The sequence below is a fragment of the Microbacterium sp. CJ77 genome (assembly GCF_002911615.1).
In the GTDB taxonomy this organism is placed as follows: Bacteria; Actinomycetota; Actinomycetes; order Actinomycetales; family Microbacteriaceae; genus Microbacterium.
In genome coordinates, this window is the sequence record NZ_PQBR01000001.1 from 37,185 (window position 1) to 54,743 (window position 17,559).

General features: G+C 67.5%; 16 protein-coding genes. 12 read left to right on the top strand and 4 right to left on the bottom strand.

What is annotated here, in order from left to right:
• Positions 1 to 15: 15 nt before the first annotated feature.
• Entirely contained in the window at positions 16 to 957 is a 942-nt protein-coding gene (locus C2868_RS00175) for a LysR family transcriptional regulator (protein ID WP_103662733.1), read from the top strand.
• 257 nt (positions 958 to 1,214) lie between these two features.
• Here the strand turns inward: C2868_RS00175 and C2868_RS00180 are convergent, their stop codons facing one another.
• Positions 1,215 to 1,418, bottom strand: coding sequence for a hypothetical protein (locus C2868_RS00180; RefSeq protein WP_103662734.1), 204 nt, complete (start codon positions 1,416 to 1,418; stop codon positions 1,215 to 1,217).
• 183 nt (positions 1,419 to 1,601) lie between these two features.
• Between C2868_RS00180 and C2868_RS00185 the strand changes: the two genes are divergently transcribed.
• The 3 genes from C2868_RS00185 (at position 1,602) to C2868_RS00195 (ending at position 5,073) form a co-directional block, all read left to right on the top strand.
• Positions 1,602 to 2,663, top strand: coding sequence for a zinc-dependent alcohol dehydrogenase (locus C2868_RS00185; RefSeq protein ID WP_103662735.1), 1,062 nt, complete (start codon positions 1,602 to 1,604; stop codon positions 2,661 to 2,663).
• Between the two features lie 12 nt (positions 2,664 to 2,675).
• The gene (locus C2868_RS00190) at positions 2,676 to 3,113 is read left to right on the top strand and encodes a hypothetical protein (protein ID WP_103662736.1); all 438 of its coding nucleotides are present in this window, start codon (positions 2,676 to 2,678) and stop codon (positions 3,111 to 3,113) included.
• A 94-nt stretch (positions 3,114 to 3,207) separates the two neighbouring features.
• Positions 3,208 to 5,073, top strand: coding sequence for a heavy metal translocating P-type ATPase (locus C2868_RS00195; RefSeq protein ID WP_181003303.1), 1,866 nt, complete (start codon positions 3,208 to 3,210; stop codon positions 5,071 to 5,073).
• On the opposite strand, the gene C2868_RS00200 is transcribed toward C2868_RS00195, so the two are convergent.
• Positions 5,046 to 5,492 (bottom strand): pyridoxamine 5'-phosphate oxidase family protein, encoded by a 447-nt coding sequence (locus tag C2868_RS00200; protein ID WP_258034362.1) that lies wholly within the window; start codon positions 5,490 to 5,492, stop codon positions 5,046 to 5,048. The genes C2868_RS00195 and C2868_RS00200 overlap by 28 nt on opposite strands.
• Positions 5,493 to 5,686: 194 nt before the next feature.
• Here C2868_RS00200 and C2868_RS00205 point away from each other — a divergent pair, with 194 nt between their 5' ends.
• The 8 genes from C2868_RS00205 to C2868_RS00240 all read left to right on the top strand — a co-directional run bounded on the left by C2868_RS00205 (position 5,687) and on the right by C2868_RS00240 (position 14,903).
• Positions 5,687 to 6,193 (top strand): flavodoxin domain-containing protein, encoded by a 507-nt coding sequence (locus C2868_RS00205; protein WP_103662738.1) that lies wholly within the window; start codon positions 5,687 to 5,689, stop codon positions 6,191 to 6,193.
• Positions 6,190 to 7,641 (top strand): MBL fold metallo-hydrolase RNA specificity domain-containing protein, encoded by a 1,452-nt coding sequence (locus C2868_RS00210; RefSeq protein ID WP_258034363.1) that lies wholly within the window; start codon positions 6,190 to 6,192, stop codon positions 7,639 to 7,641. Before C2868_RS00205 ends, C2868_RS00210 begins: the two co-directional genes overlap by 4 nt.
• The gene (locus C2868_RS00215; RefSeq protein ID WP_103662740.1) at positions 7,631 to 8,290 is read left to right on the top strand and encodes a phosphoribosyltransferase; all 660 of its coding nucleotides are present in this window, start codon (positions 7,631 to 7,633) and stop codon (positions 8,288 to 8,290) included. Before C2868_RS00210 ends, C2868_RS00215 begins: the two co-directional genes overlap by 11 nt.
• Before the next feature lie 20 nt (positions 8,291 to 8,310).
• The gene (locus C2868_RS00220) at positions 8,311 to 9,585 is read left to right on the top strand and encodes an erythromycin esterase family protein (RefSeq protein WP_103662749.1); all 1,275 of its coding nucleotides are present in this window, start codon (positions 8,311 to 8,313) and stop codon (positions 9,583 to 9,585) included.
• A gap of 48 nt (positions 9,586 to 9,633) precedes the next feature.
• The gene (locus C2868_RS00225; RefSeq protein WP_103662741.1) at positions 9,634 to 10,638 is read left to right on the top strand and encodes a zinc-dependent alcohol dehydrogenase family protein; all 1,005 of its coding nucleotides are present in this window, start codon (positions 9,634 to 9,636) and stop codon (positions 10,636 to 10,638) included.
• Positions 10,639 to 10,786: 148 nt separating this feature from the next.
• Complete coding sequence (locus tag C2868_RS00230) at positions 10,787 to 11,449, top strand: pyridoxamine 5'-phosphate oxidase family protein (protein WP_103662742.1); 663 nt, start codon at positions 10,787 to 10,789, stop codon at positions 11,447 to 11,449.
• Between the two features lie 75 nt (positions 11,450 to 11,524).
• Positions 11,525 to 13,906 carry a phosphoenolpyruvate synthase gene (gene ppsA / locus C2868_RS00235; RefSeq protein ID WP_103662743.1) on the top strand — a complete coding sequence of 794 codons (2,382 nt, stop codon included), beginning with the start codon at positions 11,525 to 11,527 and terminating at the stop codon, positions 13,904 to 13,906.
• Positions 13,907 to 13,943: 37 nt separating this feature from the next.
• Positions 13,944 to 14,903 (top strand): 1-phosphofructokinase family hexose kinase, encoded by a 960-nt coding sequence (locus C2868_RS00240; protein WP_258034364.1) that lies wholly within the window; start codon positions 13,944 to 13,946, stop codon positions 14,901 to 14,903.
• Between the two features lie 91 nt (positions 14,904 to 14,994).
• Here C2868_RS00240 and C2868_RS00245 read toward each other — a convergent pair whose 3' ends face one another.
• Together C2868_RS00245 and C2868_RS00250 are read right to left on the bottom strand one after the other, a co-directional pair.
• A complete protein-coding gene (locus C2868_RS00245; RefSeq protein ID WP_103662744.1) occupies positions 14,995 to 16,035 on the bottom strand; it encodes a beta-propeller fold lactonase family protein in 1,041 nt (346 codons plus the stop codon).
• Positions 16,036 to 16,075: 40 nt separating this feature from the next.
• The gene (locus C2868_RS00250; RefSeq protein ID WP_103662745.1) at positions 16,076 to 17,497 is read right to left on the bottom strand and encodes a DUF2254 domain-containing protein; all 1,422 of its coding nucleotides are present in this window, start codon (positions 17,495 to 17,497) and stop codon (positions 16,076 to 16,078) included.
• Positions 17,498 to 17,559: the final 62 nt, after the last annotated feature.

The following is a 17,559-nucleotide window of genomic DNA, read 5'->3' on the forward strand; positions in this document are numbered from 1 at the left end:
CTATAGGCTTTGCCTATGGCGCGCGACTCGAGCGGAATCACACTGCAGCAGCTGACCTACTTCATCGAGGTCGCGGCAGAGGGGTCGATCAGCGCGGCCGCCGACCTGCTCTATGTCTCTCAGCCCACGATGTCGGCGGCGATGAAGGAGCTCGAGACGCGGGTGGGTCGTGGCCTGCTGCTCCGCTCCGCCCGCGGGGTGACGCTCACCGCCGATGGTGCGGAGTTTCTCGGGTATGCCCGGCAGGTCGTCGAGCAGGTCGGGCTGCTCGAGCAGCGCTACCTCGGCCGGCCGCCGTTGAGGCGCCTTCTCGGTGTGTCGGCGCAGCACTACTCGTTCGCCGTTGACGCGTTCGTGCGGATGGTCAAGGCCAGTGGAGCGGCGGAGTATGAGTTTTCGCTGCGCGAGACCCGCACCTGGGACATCATCGAGGACGTTCGAACGCTCCGCAGCGAGTTGGGCATCCTGTATCGCAACGACTTCAATCGGAACGTCATCGACAAGCTGCTGCGGGATTCGGGGCTGGCGTTCCATCCGCTGTTTCTTGCCGAGCCGCACATCTTCATCTCGCGGAGGAACTCCCTCGCTTCTCGGAAGAGCGTCACGCTTGCCGATCTCGCGGATCTGCCGCGGCTCACGTTCGATCAGGGCGCGAACAACTCGTTCTATTTCGCCGAAGAGATCCTCTCGACCCTGTCGAGCAAACAAGAGATTCGGGTCTCGGACCGAGCGACGATCTTCAACCTCATGATCGGGCTGGACGGCTACACGATCTCGACGGGCATCATCAGCGACGACCTCGACCCGGAGATCGTCGCCGTGCCGCTCGACGTCGACGAACGCATCGAGATCGGATGGATCGGCCACTCCGCGATCCCGCTCACTGAGCAGGCGCAGCGGTACCTCGCCGAAGTACGGACCGTCGTCGCTGGCTTCGGGGTTGCGCTGCTCGGCTAGGCCGTGCCGCCAAACCTGCTGGTGAGGCGGCGGGGGCGGTCGGGTAAGCGCTCGTGCCCACAGTGTGCCCACGAGCTATTCGGATCTGGCTTGAACAGAGTGATCGAACCCGATGGAGGAACCGCATGAATCCGCAGTTTCTGATCGAGCGTGTTTCTAAAGAGCCCGCGAACTAGGGTTCGATTCCCTTAGGTGGCTCCACATACTCCACCCCGAGATGCGCGGAGCGTCCGTAGTTCCGGCGAACCGGGCGGGTGTCACGCACCGAGCAGGGCCAGGACGTGATAGATCACGTACACGGGCCAGACCATGGCCTGCAGCAGGCCGAGCACGACGGCCCAGAAAGATCCGTCCGAGTGCGAGATGAAGTAGATCGCCGCGCCGATATAGGCGAGCAGGAAGAACACCCCCCACGCGCCGTTTCTCTCGACGACCTGGACGCTACGGCGGCTCTCGCCCATCACCCTCCCCTTTCGCTTTCGCTTTCGCGCTCCCGATGAGCTCGCGCTCTCAGATTCACCGATCGTCGGGCTCACCGACAGGCCGAACGTCCCGGGAACCCGCCGCACCGACACCGTGGGACCTTCGGCCCGGCCGTTCCGTGTCGTGCGCGAAAAGATCGAGCAAACGGCCCGGGAGGAATCATGCGAACTGCAGTGGTGACGGATTTCGGAGAGCCTGCGCGGTTGGAAGAGCGCGACATCCCCCAGCCTGGCGCGGGACAGGTCCTCGTCCGGCTCGAAGCCTGTGGTCTGTGCCATACCGACATTCACGCGATGCGCGGCGACTGGCCGGTGAAACCGGGTCTGCCGCTCGTGCCGGGGCACGAAGGCGTGGGGATCGTCGAAGGAATCGGTGAGGGAGTCACGAACCGCACGATCGGCCAACGCGTCGCGATGCCCTGGCTGGCCTACGCCTGCGGCGAATGCCGGTACTGCGTGGACGGCCGAGAGAACCTGTGTGAGAAGCAGTACAACAACGGCTACGCGGTCGACGGTGCCTATAGCGAGTACATGCTCGCCGACGCGCGCTTCGCGGTACCGGTACCGGCTGAGGTGACGGCGTTGGATGCCGCCCCGCTCACCTGCGCGGGAGTGACGACGTACGCGGCGATCAAGAACGCGCACGTCACCCCGGGCGAGACGGTCGTCGTGTTCGGGATCGGCGGGTTGGGGCACCTCGCCGTTCAGTACGCGCGTCTCGTCGGCGCGAAAGTGATCGCGGTGGACGTCACCGACGACAAGCTCGAGCTTGCGACGGACCTCGGCGCCGATCACGTCGTGAATGCCGGGTCGACGGATGCTGTGAAGGCCGTCCGCGATCTGGGCGGAGCGGATGTGGTGATCGCGCTGGCCGTCGCCCCGTCGGTCTTCGGTCAGGCGTTCGAATCGCTCAATCGCGGCGGTCGCCTGGTGCTGGTTTCTCTGCCGGCCGATGGCCAGCTGACGGTACCCATCTTCGATACGGTGCTCAAGGGGATCAGCATCATCGGTTCCATCGTCGGGACGCGTCAGGATCTCGCCGAAGTGTTCGCGTTGCACGCAGCGGGGCGTACACGGGTGATCAGCGAGGCCCGTGACCTCCAGCAGGTGAACGAATGCGTCGAGCAGGTGCTGAACGGTGAGGTTCCCGCGCGGCTCGTCTTCACCTACCACACCGCCGATGTCCTGCCGGCTTCGAACGTCGAGCAGCCCGCGTCTCACTGAAACTGTGGCCTCATGACAGCACGATGGCGAGCGGTCGCCCGCGCGACGGTCCTGGTGGGCGTCGTCATGATGGGCGTCCCGCTCGTGGCGCCCATGATCCTCGCCGCAGTGGGGTTGGTGACGACGGGGGGCTTCCACTTCGACTGGCTCATCCCGGGTGAATTGTCGGTCGTCACGATCGTCGGCGGACTCTGCGTATTCACCGCGAGTCTTCTGCTGCGGCGGATGGTCCTCATCGTCGGGCTCTTGCTCGGCGTCATAGCGCTCCTGCTGGCGGGCGTCACCTGGCTGCCGACGCTGACAGGTGTGGGGCAGGGCGCAGGTGGAGTACTCGGGATCGTCGTCGTCGCGTGCTACGTGCTCTACGTCGTCGCCACCATCGGTCTCTTGGCCGTCGCCATCGCACTTGCCCGCGCAAGCTTCACTGCAGGCGTGCAGACTACCGAGTAGGGGAGAGGAGAATCGTCGTGTTGTGGTGCCGCACGATGCAGTTCCCATGACTCGACCCGACCGGAGGTCGCCTGTGTCATCTCGATGGTCGTTCGTGAGACTCCCGGCGCGTTATCCCTATCTGCTCGTGGCCGCGGCCGTAGCCCTCGCAGCGGGTGTGCTCGCGCTGAGCGGCAATGCGTTCGTGGCGCCCTGGCTCGCGGCGGCCTATGCCGCCCTCATGGCCGCGCGAGCGGCGATGTCCGCCGTGCGGACGATCCGCTCGGGTTCGGCCGGGGTGGACGTGCTCGCCGTGATCGCGGTCGTCGCGGCGCTCGCCGTGGGGGAATGGTGGGCCGCCTTCGTCATCGGCATGATGCTTGCGACCGGCGAGGCCCTGGAAGACTATGCCGCACATCGCGCGCGTCGAGACCTGCGCGCGCTCATCGATCGTTCGCCGACGCAGGCGGCGCGGATGGGTCCGGATGGCACTGTCGAGATCGTATCCGTGGATGTCCTGTCGCCGGGTGAGACGATTCTGGTGCGGTCGGGGGAGGTCGTCCCGGCGGACGCTGAGTTGCTCGATGCTCAGGGGGTGTTCGACGAGTCTTCCCTCACGGGCGAGCCCCTTCCGAAGGAGCTCCGCGTCGGCGATGAGGTGCCCAGTGGTGCCGTGAATGGCGCCTCTCCGGCGAAGATGCGAGTCATCCGGCCCGCTTCGGCCAGCCAATATCAGCAGATCGTCGCGCTCGTGGAGGCTGCGTCCCGGAGCCGTGCACCGATGGTCCGCCTCGCCGACCGGATAGCGCTGCCCTTCACCCTCACCGCTGTGGCGATCGCCGGTGCCGCCTGGTGGATCTCGGGGGAGCCGAGCCGCTTCGCGGAGGTGCTCGTCGTTGCGACGCCGTGCCCGCTCATCATCGCCGCCCCTGTCGCGTTCATCGCGGGGATGAGCCGCGCGGCACACAGCGGAATCGTGGTGAAGACCGGCGGCGCCCTGGAACAGCTCGCGCGGACTCGCGCGGTCGCATTCGACAAGACCGGGACGATCACCTCGGGTTCCCCGCACGTGGTCGGCACGCGGCCGGTCCCGGGAGTCGACCCCCGTCAACTCTTGTTGTGGGCGGCCGCCGTGGAACAGACATCCCCCCATGTCTCGGCCCGCGCGATCGTCGCCGCCGCACACGATCTGGGGGAGCCGCTTCTTCCGATCGCCGACGCCCAGGACTTTCCCGGTGAGGGTGCGGTCGCCGTCGTCGGTGGGCGGACTGTGGTGGTGGGCAAGCGGTCATTCGTCGAGACGATGATTCGCGGTTCGCTCCCGGAGTTCGAGCCCGAGGCCGGGGAGCAGCCGGTATACGTTGCGACGGATGGGCACCTCGCCGGTCTTCTCGTCTTGAAGGACCGCGCCCGGCCGGAAGCGGCCGAGGTGATCACGAAGCTGCGTGCTGTCCGCCCTCCCCTGCGACTGCTGATGCTCAGCGGCGACGAACACGCCGCCGCGGAACGAGTCGCACGCGGCGTCGGGATCGCGGAAGTGCATGCGCCGTGCACGCCCCAAGAGAAGCTCAGTGTGATGTCGGAGGTGCCCCAACGCCCCCTGACGATGGTGGGTGACGGTGTCAACGACGCCCCCGTGCTCGCGGCCGCCGACGTCGGCATCGCGATGGGAGCTGCGGGCGCCACCGCGGCAAGCGATTCCGCCGACGTCGTGCTGCTCGTGGACGACCTGCGAGGGGTGTTGCGCGCGCGGTCGATCTCCCTCCGGACGGTCGCCGTGGCGATGCAGAGCATCGGAATCGGGGTCGCGCTCAGTCTGATCCTGATGGTGGTCGCGGCCTTCGGCGCGATCCCGGCACTGTTGGGCGCGTGGCTGCAGGAGGCCGTCGACCTCGCCTCCATCCTGTGGGCGCTGCGCGCGACCGTCGACGCCAGGGCGAGGGAGGTGTCGCCTCAGGCGTCCCTCACGGAGGTGACGTAGCGAGGCGGCTCCGGTCCGCGCTCGAAGCGGCGCCCGCTGATCGATGTCGGGACGACGCGAACCCACCGGTACTTGAGGGTGGGAAGCCACGACGCGAGCGGAAGCTCCTCGGCAGCGTCGATCTCGCGTTGCAGGTCGAGACGCTTGGCCGTCCCCTTCAGCACGACGCTCGCGGCGCTGTCATCGTCGAATTCGTCGACCTCGAAAGCGATGTCCGGGTTCTTGGTGAGCGCGGCGAGCTTCGTGCCGGGTGCTGTCCGGAACAACACGTACGGTCCGTCGGTGACGTAGTTGACGGGAAACATGTCGGGCTTTCCGCTCACGATCACGCCGAGACGGCCCAGCACATTCCGCGAGAGCAGATTCCAGCACTCGTCTTCGTTCAGCACCCAGGTGTGACCATCGATCGTACTTTTCACGGCGACCTCGCTTCCGTTCTGCTCGCTGATTGCAGTATTCCTGGCCACCCGATGTTCGGGTAGGTCGGAAGTCCTGCGTTCGGAATCGGGTCTGGCATCATCCGCGTGTCTGACGTGCTGGCGGGACCAATGACCCTAGGAGGTCGTTGCGCGGAGGACGAAGGTGGAGCGCATCGAGTGGTGGGAGGGTCGCTATGGAGGTTCTGGTCGTCTACGAGACCATGTTCGGCAACACGGGCCAGATAGCTCAGGCGATCGCGGCCGGTCTCGCCGCCCATGCGCACGTGACCGTCACCGATGTGGTCGATGCGCCGGCCGAGGTGCCGCCGCAGACGGACGTGCTCGTGGTGGGGGGTCCCACCCACGCCTTCTCGATGTCGCGCGCGTCGACACGCAAGGACGCCGTAGAGCGCGGCGCCGCGGACAGCGATCTCGGGAGGGGGATCCGCGATTGGCTGGAGGCTCTTCCCCAAGGCGGTCATCCGCAGTCGTTCGTCGGATTCGACACGCGCGTGGACATCCCATTTCTCCCCGGGGCAGCCTCACGCAGCGCCACGCGTCTCGCCCGGCGGCTGGGGTTCACCGTCACCGAGCCCGAGAGCTTCCTCGTCGAGGGGTATGAGGGGCCCATCGTTGTCGGCGAAGTAGAGCGCGCCCGCGCATGGGGGGAGCGGCTCGCGCTCGAGCTGGCGGACACGTGAACACGTCAGAAGCGACGGGACCGGCCACAGACGGGTCGCACGAGCCCACGCTGCAGTTCCTCGGCGCGGCCGACACCGTCACGGGGTCCCGCTTTCTCGTAACCAGCGGACGGTCCCGGGTGCTGGTCGACTCCGGGCTGTTCCAGGGGTACAAGGTGCTGCGCGACCGCAACCGGGCGCCGTTTCCGGTACCACCGTCGTCCATCGACGCCGTCGTTCTCACGCACGCGCACCTCGACCACTCCGGTTACCTGCCCGCACTGGTGCGCGACGGATTTCGCGGTCCGGTCTACGCGAGCGAAGGGACGACGGAACTGTGCCGCATCATGCTGCTGGACAGCGCCCACCTGCTGGAGGAGGAAGCGCGCCACGCCGCGAAGCACCATTGGTCGAAGCACGAACGCCCCCGCCCCCTCTACACGTCCGTCGACGCCACGCGCTCTCTCGAGTCGTTCCGCGTGCTGACCGACGACGAGTCGCATCGCATCACCGAGGATGTCGAGGTGCGCATGGTCCCTGCCGGACACATCCTGGGAGCGCGGAGCGTCCGGTTGACCCTGGGCGGGCGGACCGTCCACTTCACGGGTGATCTCGGCCGAACCCACGACCCCCTGATGCGGCCGCCGCATCCGCTGGAACCCGCCGACGTGCTGGTGACCGAATCGACGTACGGGGATCGCCGCCATTCCGCGGACGACCCGCAGGCCGCTCTGGGCGACGTCATCCGTCGCGTGGCCGGACGCGGCGGAGTCGTGCTGATTCCGGCTTTCGCCGTCGGACGAACCGAGACGGTCCTGCTGCATCTTTCCCGCTTGCGCGACCGTGGGCAGATTCCCGATGTTCCGATCTATCTCAACAGCCCGATGGCGATCGATGTGACAGACGTCTATCGCCGCCACCCGGCGGAACACCACATCGACTCGGCCGAGTTGGAGCGCGTGTACTCCATCGCAACACCGGTGCATTCGGTGGACGATTCGAAGCTCCTCAACCTGCGCGGCGGCCCGATGGTCGTGATCTCGGCCAGCGGGATGCTGACGGGAGGGCGCATTCTGCACCACCTCCAGGCATACGGACCCGATCGACGCAACGCGGTCGTGCTGACGGGGTTTCAGGCCGGCGGTACCCGCGGAGCGGCGCTGCTCGGCGGTGCGCGCACCCTTCGGATCTTCGGCGCCGACGTCCCGATCGAGGCGGAGGTCGTCAGCATCGACTCGATGTCCGCTCACGCGGATGCCGACGAACTTCTGGCGTGGATGGGAGCGGTGACGCGGCCGCCCCGCGAGACCTTCGTCGTCCACGGGGAAGCCACCGCCGCCGACATCCTGCGCGTCCGTATCAACCACGAGCTCGGCTGGCGCGCGCGCGTCCCCGAGCATCTGGAGCGCGTCGCTCTGGGCGCGCCCCGTGACAGGGTCGCAGGAGGGGAGGGTCACGATGACGAGTGAATTCGAGGACAGGAAGGATGCCGGACGGCGACTGGCCACTCGGCTGAAGGAGTTCCGGGGGGATGACGTCGTGGTGCTGGGGTTGCCGCGCGGCGGGGTTCCCGTCGCGGCCGAGGTTGCTGCTGCCCTGGGGGCGCCACTGGACGTGATCCTCGTTCGCAAGCTCGGCGTCCCGTTCGAACCCGAGGTTGCGATGGGGGCGATCGGAGAAGGCGGCGCGCGGGTATTGGACCACGAACTGATCACTGCGCTCGGCATCACCCCGGCGCAGATTGAGGCCGTCGCGCGGAAGGAGCAGCACACGCTCGCCGCCCGCGCTGCCGCGTTGCGTCCGTATTCCGACCGCGTGAAGCTAGCCGGTCGCACGGCGATCATCGTCGACGACGGGATCGCCACGGGCGCGACGGCGTCCGTGGCTTGCCGGGTCGCTCGAGCAAACGGTGCGGCTCGTGTGCTCGTCGCAGCACCTGTGGGCGGCGTGGATGCGGTCCGCCGGGTGCAGGGTGCGGATGACGTCATCTGTCTGCTCCAACCGCATGCCTTCCGTGCCGTGGGTGAGCACTACCGCCGATTCGGTCAGACGTCCGATGCCGAGGTGGTCGAGCTGCTCGTCGAAGCCCGTGAACGATTGGTCGGTGCGAACGAATGATGCACACGGATGAGCAATTGATGGTGGACATCCGCGCCCTCACCCGCCCACTGCGCGGCGCAGACGATTTCGACTCGATCGTGCGCACGAGCCGGGGGCGGCGATTCGTCGCGATCGGGGAGGCGTCCCACGGCACGCACGAGTACTACGACTGGCGTGCACGCCTCAGCAGACGCCTCATCGAAGAAGAGGGGTTCACCTGGATCGGCGTCGAGGGGGACTGGCCCGACTGTTGGCGCATCGACCGTTGGGTGCGCGGTCTCGCGGACCAGCACCTGGATGCGCGCGGTGTGCTCGGCGGTTTCGAGCGTTGGCCGACGTGGATGTGGGCCAATGTCGAGGTCGCCGATTTCCTCGACTGGCTGCACGGATGGAACGCCGATCGTCCTGCGGCGAGTCGCGTCGGATTCTACGGGCTCGACGTCTACTCCCTGTGGGATTCGTTGACCCGGATCATCTCGTGGCTGAGCGAGCACGCCCCCGAAGCCCTGCCGGACGCGATGCGCGCGTGGCAGTGCTTCACGCCGTACGGCGAAGATCCGCACCGCTACGCGTGGAGCACCCGGCTGGTGCCGACGAGCTGCGAGGACGATGTCGTCGACCTGCTCGTGGCCGTCCGTCGGCACACGAGCACGGATGGCGACGATGCTTTCGACGCCGAGCAGAACGCAGCGATCGCGGTGGGTGCCGAACGCTATTACCGGGCCATGGTGCGCACCGACCGCGGATCGTGGAACATCCGCGACATCCACATGATCGACACCATCGACCGTATCGCGCAGCACCTCGGTCCCTCGTCGCGAGGCATCATCTGGGAGCACAACACCCATGTCGGCGATGCGCGTGCGACCTCGATGGCCACCGAGGGAATGGTGAACGTCGGGCAGCTGCTGCGCCAGCGATACGGAGCAGGAGCGACTCTCCTGATCGGGATGGCGGGGTATCGGGGCGAGGTGCTGGCAGGGGCGCAATGGGGCACGCCCGAGCAGGTGATGCGCACCCCTCCCGCACGCGAGGGGAGCCATGAAGCGCTCCTGCACCGGGCGCTCGGTGCGCCTGCCGTCCTCGATTTCGGAACCGAGCGGGCGCGCCCCTGGCTGACCGAGCGGCGGGGTCATCGGGCGATCGGTGTCGTGTACGACCCGGACCGCGAGGGCAGCAACTACGTGCCGACCGTCATGGGCGATCGATATGACGCGCTGATCTGGCTCGAAGAGACGTCGGCGTTGCGGGTCCTGCACCGGGAGCGTGTGCCGGACGTCGCCGAGTACGAGACCGAGCCGACCGGGTTGTGAGTCGCCCGGATCCGCACTGACAGGACCGTGTCCGGAACGAGGCAACCCATGGCAACGACGACGATGACCGCATGGTGCACGGGCGCGGTGCCGGGCGTGCTCGAGCCGACCGTGCGGAGCATCCCGGATCCCGCAGCCGGAGAGGTGCTGATCGAGGTCGAGGCGTGCGGCGTCTGCCGCACGGACCTGCACGTCATCGACCAGGAACTCCCCGTGCATCGCCCGGGGGTGATCCCCGGTCATCAGGTCGTGGGGATCGTCCGCGGGGTCGGGCCGGTGGTCCGGCGGCTGACGGTGGGACAGCGCGTCGGGGTGGCGTGGCTGCGTGCCACGTGCGGCTCGTGTCGCTGGTGTCGCGAGGGACGCGAGAACCTCTGTCTTTCTTCCCAGTACACGGGATGGGACGCGGACGGTGGGTACGCGCCGTTCACCACGGCACCCGAATCGTTCGTCTACGCGTTGCCGTCGGATTGCGATCCCGTCGAGACCGCACCGCTTCTCTGCGCGGGAATCATCGGGTATCGCGCGCTGCGCCGAGCGAACCTGCCGCCCGGCGGACGGCTCGGACTGTACGGGTTCGGATCCAGCGCCCATATCACCGCCCAGCTGGCGATCGCCGGGGGCGCGGAGGTGTACGCGATCACCCGCGGCGCCGCCAATCGTGACCTCGCCAGTCGGCTGGGCGTCGCGTTCGTCGGTGCAGAGACGACGCGCCCTCCGGTCCCGTTGGACGCGGCGATCATCTTCGCGCCCGCCGGAGAGTTGGTCCCGGCCGCGCTCCAGGCGACCGACCGCGGTGGCACGGTGGTGCTCGCCGGCATCCACATGTCGGACATCCCCGCTATGCGGTACGAGCAGAACCTGTTCGGGGAAAGGGACCTGCGCACGGTGACGGCGAACACCCGGGCGGATGGGGACACCTTCCTGCGCGTGGCGCGGGCCCTTCGCCTGTCGGCGTCGGTCACGACCTACCCGATGGCCCGAGCGGGTGACGCCGTTCGCGATCTTCGCGCCGGTGCTTCCTCGGGCTCGCTGGTGCTCACCCTCGGCTGAGGCCGTACGCGCCGCGGGACCGACGACCCGACGTGTGCGTCCGCCGACGTTCGGGTCGCTCGATCTTCCCCGCACTCCGTGGGACCTTCGCCCCTGCTGTCGCCCCCGCTTCGGAGGTGTAGTGGAACTGCAGAGAGGGGAGCGCACCATGAACGGGACAGGACTTCGGTTCGCGACAGGAGCGGGCGCGGGGGACGCGGGCGCTCCGAGTTCCGAAATCAACCCGCACGCGCAGGACAACTCGCGTCGCGACATCGCGGATCCGGGAGAAGCGCTCGTCGAGAAGCTCACGACGGCCGAGTGCTGGCGGCTCCTTGAGCAGCGTGAACTCGGCAGGTTGGCGCTGGATGGAACCGACGGCATGCCAGACGTCTTTCCGGTGAACTATCTCGTGCACAACGGAAATGTGTTCATCCGGTCGGCGCCGGGCTCGAAGCTCATCGATATCGCGGCCAACCCTGCTGCGGCATTCGAGGTCGACGGCGAACTCGCGGCGTACCGCTGGAGTGTCATCGTCCGCGGCACCGCTCACCGCCTCGACGTCGATGCCGAAATTCACGAATCCGGCGTCCTCGAGCTGACGTCGTGGAGCCCGACCGGCAAGCACAATTTCATCCGCATCACGCCGACCGTGATCACGGGGCGCCGGTTCCGCAGGCGTCTTCCCGACGCTCCTCCACAGGCCACCGCACCGGTCCGACACGCGGGTGACCCGGTCACGCCCACGACCTCCCGGGCGCGAGGCGCGGATGCGCGCGGCAAGAAGCCCGTCCCCATCCCGCACTTCGCGCCCGAGCTCGAACGGGATTGAGGACCGGTCGGGCTGTGCGCGAAAGAAGGCGAATGGCCTCCGGATCCATGCTTTGCGAGTGCGAAAGGTGATGCGATGACCAGCATTCTGTGGTTCGACGAGATCGGGATGGGCGATGTTTCGCAGGTCGGCGGCAAGAACGCGTCGTTGGGCGAAATGGTCTCGCATCTGACGACCTCCGGTGTGCGAGTGCCGAAGGGGTTCGCGACCACCGCGGACGCCTATCGGGCCTTCCTCGGGCAGGGGGGTCTGAGCGCGCGCATCCAGACGGTGCTCGACGGGCTGGATGTGGCGCAGATGGCGGATTTGGCGCGAGTGGGGCATGACATTCGCCAGTGGATAGCCGATCAGCCTCTCCCCGCCGAACTCGAGGAAGCAATCCGCTCAGCGTTCGGCCTCCTGCTCGCGGCGGAACCCGACCCGGCCTCCGTGACATGGGCCGTGCGGTCCTCCGCGACCGCGGAAGACCTCCCCGATGCCTCGTTCGCCGGGCAGCAAGAGACCTTTCTGCACATCGGCGGGGTGGACGAGGTGATCGCCGCGATCAAACTCGTCTTCGCCTCTCTCTACAACGACCGTGCTATCGCATACCGCGTGCACAAGGGTTTCGCCCACGCGGATGTCGCCCTCTCCGCGGGCGTGCAGCGAATGGTCAGGACGGATCTCGGGGCGTCTGGGGTGATGTTCACCGTCGACACCGAGTCCGGGTTCGATGGCGCCGTCCTCGTCACGAGTTCGTACGGCCTGGGCGAGGCGATCGTGCAGGGTGCGGTGAACCCCGACGAGTTCTCCCTCTACAAGGCGGCGCTTCGGGCGGGACGCCCGGCCATCGTGAAGCGGCAGCTCGGAGCGAAAGCGGTCGCCATGCGGTACACCACCGCTACCGACGCGGGCGCGTCGATCACGACACGCGATGTCGAGCCGGCCGATCGTCGCCGATTCAGCATCGGCGACGCCGATGTGGAAGAGCTGGCACGGCAGGGTCTCGCCATCGAAGCCCACTACGGTCGGCCGATGGACATCGAGTGGGGGCGCGATGGCATCGACGGAAAGCTGTACATTCTGCAGGCCCGGCCGGAGACGGTCGTCTCCCGCGGGGATGCGAACGTCATCCGGCGTTATGTCCTGCGTGAGCGTTCCACGGTCCTCGCCGCCGGGCGAGCCATCGGCCAGAAGATCGGCAGCGGCCGGGTGCGTCGACTGTCCGATCCGACTCAGATGGGGCAGTTCCAGGCGGGCGAGGTCCTCGTCGCCGACATGACGGACCCCGACTGGGAGCCGATCATGAAGAAGGCAGCGGCCATCGTCACGGACCGTGGCGGACGCACGTGCCACGCGGCGATCATCGCGCGAGAGCTCGGAATCCCCGCGGTGGTGGGGACGACGGACGCGACGGACTCGCTCCCCGACGGCACCGAGGTGACCGTCGTCTGCGCCGACGGCGACCGGGGAACCGTCTACTCGGGACTGCTCGAGTTCGTGCAGAAAGAGGTCGTCATCGACCAGATGCCCGACATCCCCGTGAAGATCATGATGAACGTCGCAACGCCCGATCAGGCGTTCTCCCTGTCACAACTGCCCAATGACGGGGTGGGCCTCGCGCGTCTCGAGTTCATCATCCAGGAGCAGATCGGCATCCATCCGCGTGCCCTGCTCGAACACGACCGGCTGCGTTCCTCATTGCGAGCGGCGATCGATGACCGGACCGCCGCCTACCGGTCGCCCCGTGAATTCTACGTGTCGCGTCTCGCAGAGGGCATCGCGATGATCGCGGCCGCCTTCGCACCCAAGCCGGTCATCGTGCGGCTGAGCGACTTCAAATCGAACGAGTACGCCACGCTGCTGGGCGGCGCCGACTACGAGCCCGTCGAAGACAATCCGATGATCGGATGGCGCGGTGCATCGCGCTATGCATCGGCAGATTTCCGTGCCTGTTTCGATCTCGAATGCGAAGCACTGGCCTACGTGCGCAACAGAATGGGCCTGACAAATGTGAAGGTCATGGTCCCCTTCGTCAGGACGGTGTCCGAGGGGCGCGCCGTGCTGGATCTCCTTGCGGAGAACGGCCTGCGGCGGGGACAGGACGGGCTCGAGGTCGTCATGATGTGCGAGATCCCGTCGAACGCGCTCCTCGCCGACGACTTCCTCGACATCTTCGACGGCTTCTCGATCGGGTCGAACGACATGACCCAATTGGTCCTGGGATTGGACCGCGATTCGGAGCTGCTCGCGACCACCTTCGATGAACGCGATCCCGCCGTGCTCAAGATCATCTCGATGGCCATCGAAGCCTGCAAGCGCCGCGGAGCGTACATCGGCATCTGCGGTCAGGGACCGTCCGATCATCCGGATTTCGCGGAGTGGCTGCTGCGAGAGGGCGTCGATTCGATCTCCCTCAATCCCGACACGGTCGTCGAGACCTGGGTGAGCCTCTCTCGTCGACAGTCGCCGGTCTGATCGGTGATTCGTTTTCGTCGGATGAAGGAGTGGCATCGTGAGTGATGACAGGGGATCGCACGTGGTTGCGCCGATCGTCACGTTGACCATGAACCCGGCGCTCGACGTGACGAGTTCCGTCGACCGCGTCGTGGCCGAGCACAAGCTGCGATGCGGTCCGGCCCGCTTCGATCCGGGCGGGGGCGGGGTGAACGTGTCTCGCGCGATACGGAACCTCGGCGGGAGCTCAGAAGCGATATACCCCCTCGGGGGACCCAGCGGCGAGGCCTATCGCGTGTTCGCAAACGCCGCCGGGGTCATCGGTTCCGTGATCTCCATCACCGGAAATACGCGGGAGAGCTTCACGGTCGACGAGACGTCTACGGGCGATCAGTACCGCTTCGTGATGCCGGGGCCGACTCTCGGCGACGACGAGTGGGGCGCCTGCCTCGATGCCGTAGCGCATAACCTGCCGCATGGCGGGTATCTCGTGGCGAGCGGAAGCCTCCCGCCCGGTGTGCCCGAGGGCTTCTACGCGGCGCTGGCACGGATGGTCGTCGGCCGCGACATCCGTCTCGTGGTCGACGCCGCAGGGCGCCCCCTCGTGAAGGCGCTCGCCGAGGGCGTGTTCATGATCAAGCCCAGCCGCGACGAACTCGCCGAGCTCGCCGGAACGGGGCGCGAGCTGAAACCGGAGGAACAGATCGACGTCGCCCAGCGACTCGTCGATGGCGGCCGCGCGCAGGTCGTAGCCCTCACCCTGGGATCCGCCGGTGCCCTGTTGGTCCAGGCGGATGCGACATTGCGCCTGCCCGCGCCGAAGGTGAAAGTCGCCAGCGCTGTCGGAGCGGGCGATGCCTTTCTGGCGGGACTCATCCTTCGCCTCGCCGAGGGGCAGCCGATCGCCGACGCATTCCGGACCGCCGTGGCGGCGGGGTGTGCGACGGCGATGATGCCCGGGACGATCATGTGCCGGGCCGAGGACGTCGCGGCGATCGAGCGCGAGCTTCGGACGTGACGGTGTCGTTGAGGTGTGACGGTGTCGTTCACGTGTGACGGTGTCGTTCACGTGTGACGGTGCGGTTCCGCACCGGCGAGCGTGCCGCGCCTCACGCGAATCTGACCCAGTTCGCGCCGTTTCCGGTCTCGGCCCGCTGCAGGAGTTCGAGTCGGTCTTCGTCCACGGCGTAGAGAGAGATCGTCGTCGACAGCTCTCCCGCCGCGACCAGCAACGACCCGTCCGGACTGATCGCGAACCCGCGGGGCTGCGGCTCTGTCTCGTGGAAGATCCGGGGCACGGACACGACTCCCGCCGCGGTGACGGCAGAGGCCGCCAGGGTGCTCTCGGTGCGCTCGGACGTCCACAGCATCCGCTCACCTTTGCCCCACTGCAGGTCGGCTCCCCAGATGAAGTGGTTCTCGCGCGGGTCGGCGCCGAGGACACTGTGTCCGAGTCCCCTTGCGGGATCGACGACCGATGTCGCGCCACGCAGGGCGAGTTCCCCGGTCGTCGTGTCCCGAGCGAAGTACAGCACCTCGCCGGAGAACTCGGTGACGACGTACACGGCATCCTGCGCTTCGCTCAGAACCAGATGGCGGGGGCCGCTGCCTTCGGGCGCGGAGACCGTCTCGGTGTCGAGCGGGATGAGGTGCAGCTCGTCATCGAGGGCGTATTGGGCGACGAGGTCGGCGCCGAGTGAGACGAAGTAGGCGAATCGACCGTCGCCGTCGGCCAGCACGGAATGCAGGTTCGGGAACGCGATGCGCCCGACGGGTTCTCCGACGACTCCGTCCTCGACGTGGCAGCTGATCCCGTAGCCGCCCCCGTAGGACGCCCCGAGCAGAGCGGTGCCCCCGCGAGCGAGCGACAGGTAGTTCATGCCGCCGTCGGGCACGTCGATGCGGCTGCGCGGTGTCAGACGTCCCGTGGTCCGGTCGAGCTCGAGCGTCACGATGCCGGCGGGTTCGCCGTGCGTGCGGCCCTTGACACCGGCATAGACGAGGCTGCGGGCGGAATCGACCACGAACGTCGAGCAGTCCGGCAGACCGTCGTTGACGGCGAGCCGCTCGAGCGCGCGGCCAGCGAGGCGGAAGACGCTGATCGATCCGTCGCCCGCATTGGCGACGAGGACGAGGGGAGTGGTGTTCATCCCTCGATCGTAGGTGGCACCCGCCGGGGGCGCCCGGGGCTCAGCCCCGCGAACCCGGTGACGTCTGCAGCCGCACGCGCTCCTCGGCGATCAGGGTGAGCAGCTCGGAGTTGCCCGCGGGATCTGCCGCTGTCGCTCGGATCTGCTCGTCGAGAGCTTCGAGCTGTGCCACGAGTGCCGCGCGGGCGGCGGAGTCGGTGCAGGTGAGCGCGAGCTCGGCTACCGCCTGGACGAACCGCTTCACGACCGCAGGATGCTCGGCCCCATAGTGCCGTATCGGGGTCAATGACGCGTCCAGGGCATCCTTCGTGCTCCGGGACTTCGTCACGACGCAGAGTTCACCGTCCGGCCCGGCAAGACCCGCGGGCAGAGGGGACATCGTGACGATTCGCGCGGTCATCGCGCTCAGGTGACCGAGCGCGTGGACGGCGGTCGTGGGGTCGTTCACTCCCGGGGAGAGCGCGCGCAGCGCGATGTCGAGCGTCTGCTGAACGCCGAAGTCGACGTCCTGCGCCGACGTGCGTTCGTAGCCGATGGGGTACGCCTTTCGCACGGCGTGCGCGACATCCTCTTCGTCGATCCGCTTTCGGTCGGTTCCATCGCTGCCGGCGTCGGAGGCATCGGCATCCCACCAGAGCGCCAGGGGTGTGCCGGCAACCACGTTCGAGCCGACGCGATGCAGCTCCTCGATCACGATGCGGTGCTCGGCCGCGTATCGGACGAGCAGATCGTGATCGTGTCGTGTGATGAAGCCACTCGACGCCGACAGCACGGTCTGCCGGAGCGGCGTCATCGGGATTGCACCGTCGTAGGCCGCGGCGCGGGCATTGCGTCCGTCTATCAGATCGATCGTCCCGTCGGTCTCGGCGTGGATCTCTTTCAGCATCGTCTCGACCCGCAGTTGCGCGGCGAGATGCGCCAGGAAGAAGACGAGCATGATCACGCTGGCGAGCGTCAGGACGAAGCCGAGCGTGACCGAGAGTCGGGGGACGAACTCGGCGATGTCGTCGTCCTCCGAGCGAACCGAACGCAGCACGGTGAGCGAGTAGGCGAAGGTCCCGAGGAAGGCGGCAAGCGTCCAGTGCACCTGACGATCACGGGCGAAGAGCCGGAGCACGCGGGGCGAGGCCTGGCTGCTCGCCAACTGGAGCGCGACGACCGTGAGCGAGAACGTGAGCGATGTCGCGGTGATCAGCGACCCCGCGATCGACGAGAGGACGGTGCGGGCGGTCTCGGCACCTCCGTTGAAGACGACCGAGTCGACCGCGTCCGGGAGTCCCGGGTCGACGATGACATCGAGGCGTGGCAGCACGATGCCGAGGGCGACCGCAACGACGACTGCTGTGACGGGCACGGGCCAGAGCCGGGAATCGATCGCCTCCGACAGCGTCGCCCACCACCCGCGCCATCGGTTCGATCCGCTGTCGCTCGATCCGTTGATCTGCCGTGGCGCCTGGGGCATCCGCTCATCCTAAGAGGTCAGCGATCGGATGCTCCGGGGACACCGACCGTGAGTGCCGCGTC

What these genes read in the sequence shown, in the direction of transcription:
- C2868_RS00180 (WP_103662734.1), bottom strand. Translation starts at nt 1,418, where the DNA reads ATGGGCGAGAGCCGCCGTAGCGTCCAGGTCGTCGAGAGAAACGGCGCG.
- C2868_RS00190 (WP_103662736.1), top strand. Translation starts at nt 2,676, where the DNA reads ATGACAGCACGATGGCGAGCGGTCGCCCGCGCGACGGTCCTGGTGGGC.
- ppsA (WP_103662743.1), top strand. Translation starts at nt 11,525, where the DNA reads ATGACCAGCATTCTGTGGTTCGACGAGATCGGGATGGGCGATGTTTCG.
- C2868_RS00175 (WP_103662733.1), top strand. Translation starts at nt 16, where the DNA reads ATGGCGCGCGACTCGAGCGGAATCACACTGCAGCAGCTGACCTACTTC.
- C2868_RS00215 (WP_103662740.1), top strand. Translation starts at nt 7,631, where the DNA reads ATGACGAGTGAATTCGAGGACAGGAAGGATGCCGGACGGCGACTGGCC.
- C2868_RS00220 (WP_103662749.1), top strand. Translation starts at nt 8,311, where the DNA reads ATGGTGGACATCCGCGCCCTCACCCGCCCACTGCGCGGCGCAGACGAT.
- C2868_RS00205 (WP_103662738.1), top strand. Translation starts at nt 5,687, where the DNA reads ATGGAGGTTCTGGTCGTCTACGAGACCATGTTCGGCAACACGGGCCAG.
- C2868_RS00230 (WP_103662742.1), top strand. Translation starts at nt 10,787, where the DNA reads ATGAACGGGACAGGACTTCGGTTCGCGACAGGAGCGGGCGCGGGGGAC.
- C2868_RS00225 (WP_103662741.1), top strand. Translation starts at nt 9,634, where the DNA reads ATGGCAACGACGACGATGACCGCATGGTGCACGGGCGCGGTGCCGGGC.
- C2868_RS00185 (WP_103662735.1), top strand. Translation starts at nt 1,602, where the DNA reads ATGCGAACTGCAGTGGTGACGGATTTCGGAGAGCCTGCGCGGTTGGAA.
- C2868_RS00245 (WP_103662744.1), bottom strand. Translation starts at nt 16,035, where the DNA reads ATGAACACCACTCCCCTCGTCCTCGTCGCCAATGCGGGCGACGGATCG.
- C2868_RS00250 (WP_103662745.1), bottom strand. Translation starts at nt 17,497, where the DNA reads ATGCCCCAGGCGCCACGGCAGATCAACGGATCGAGCGACAGCGGATCG.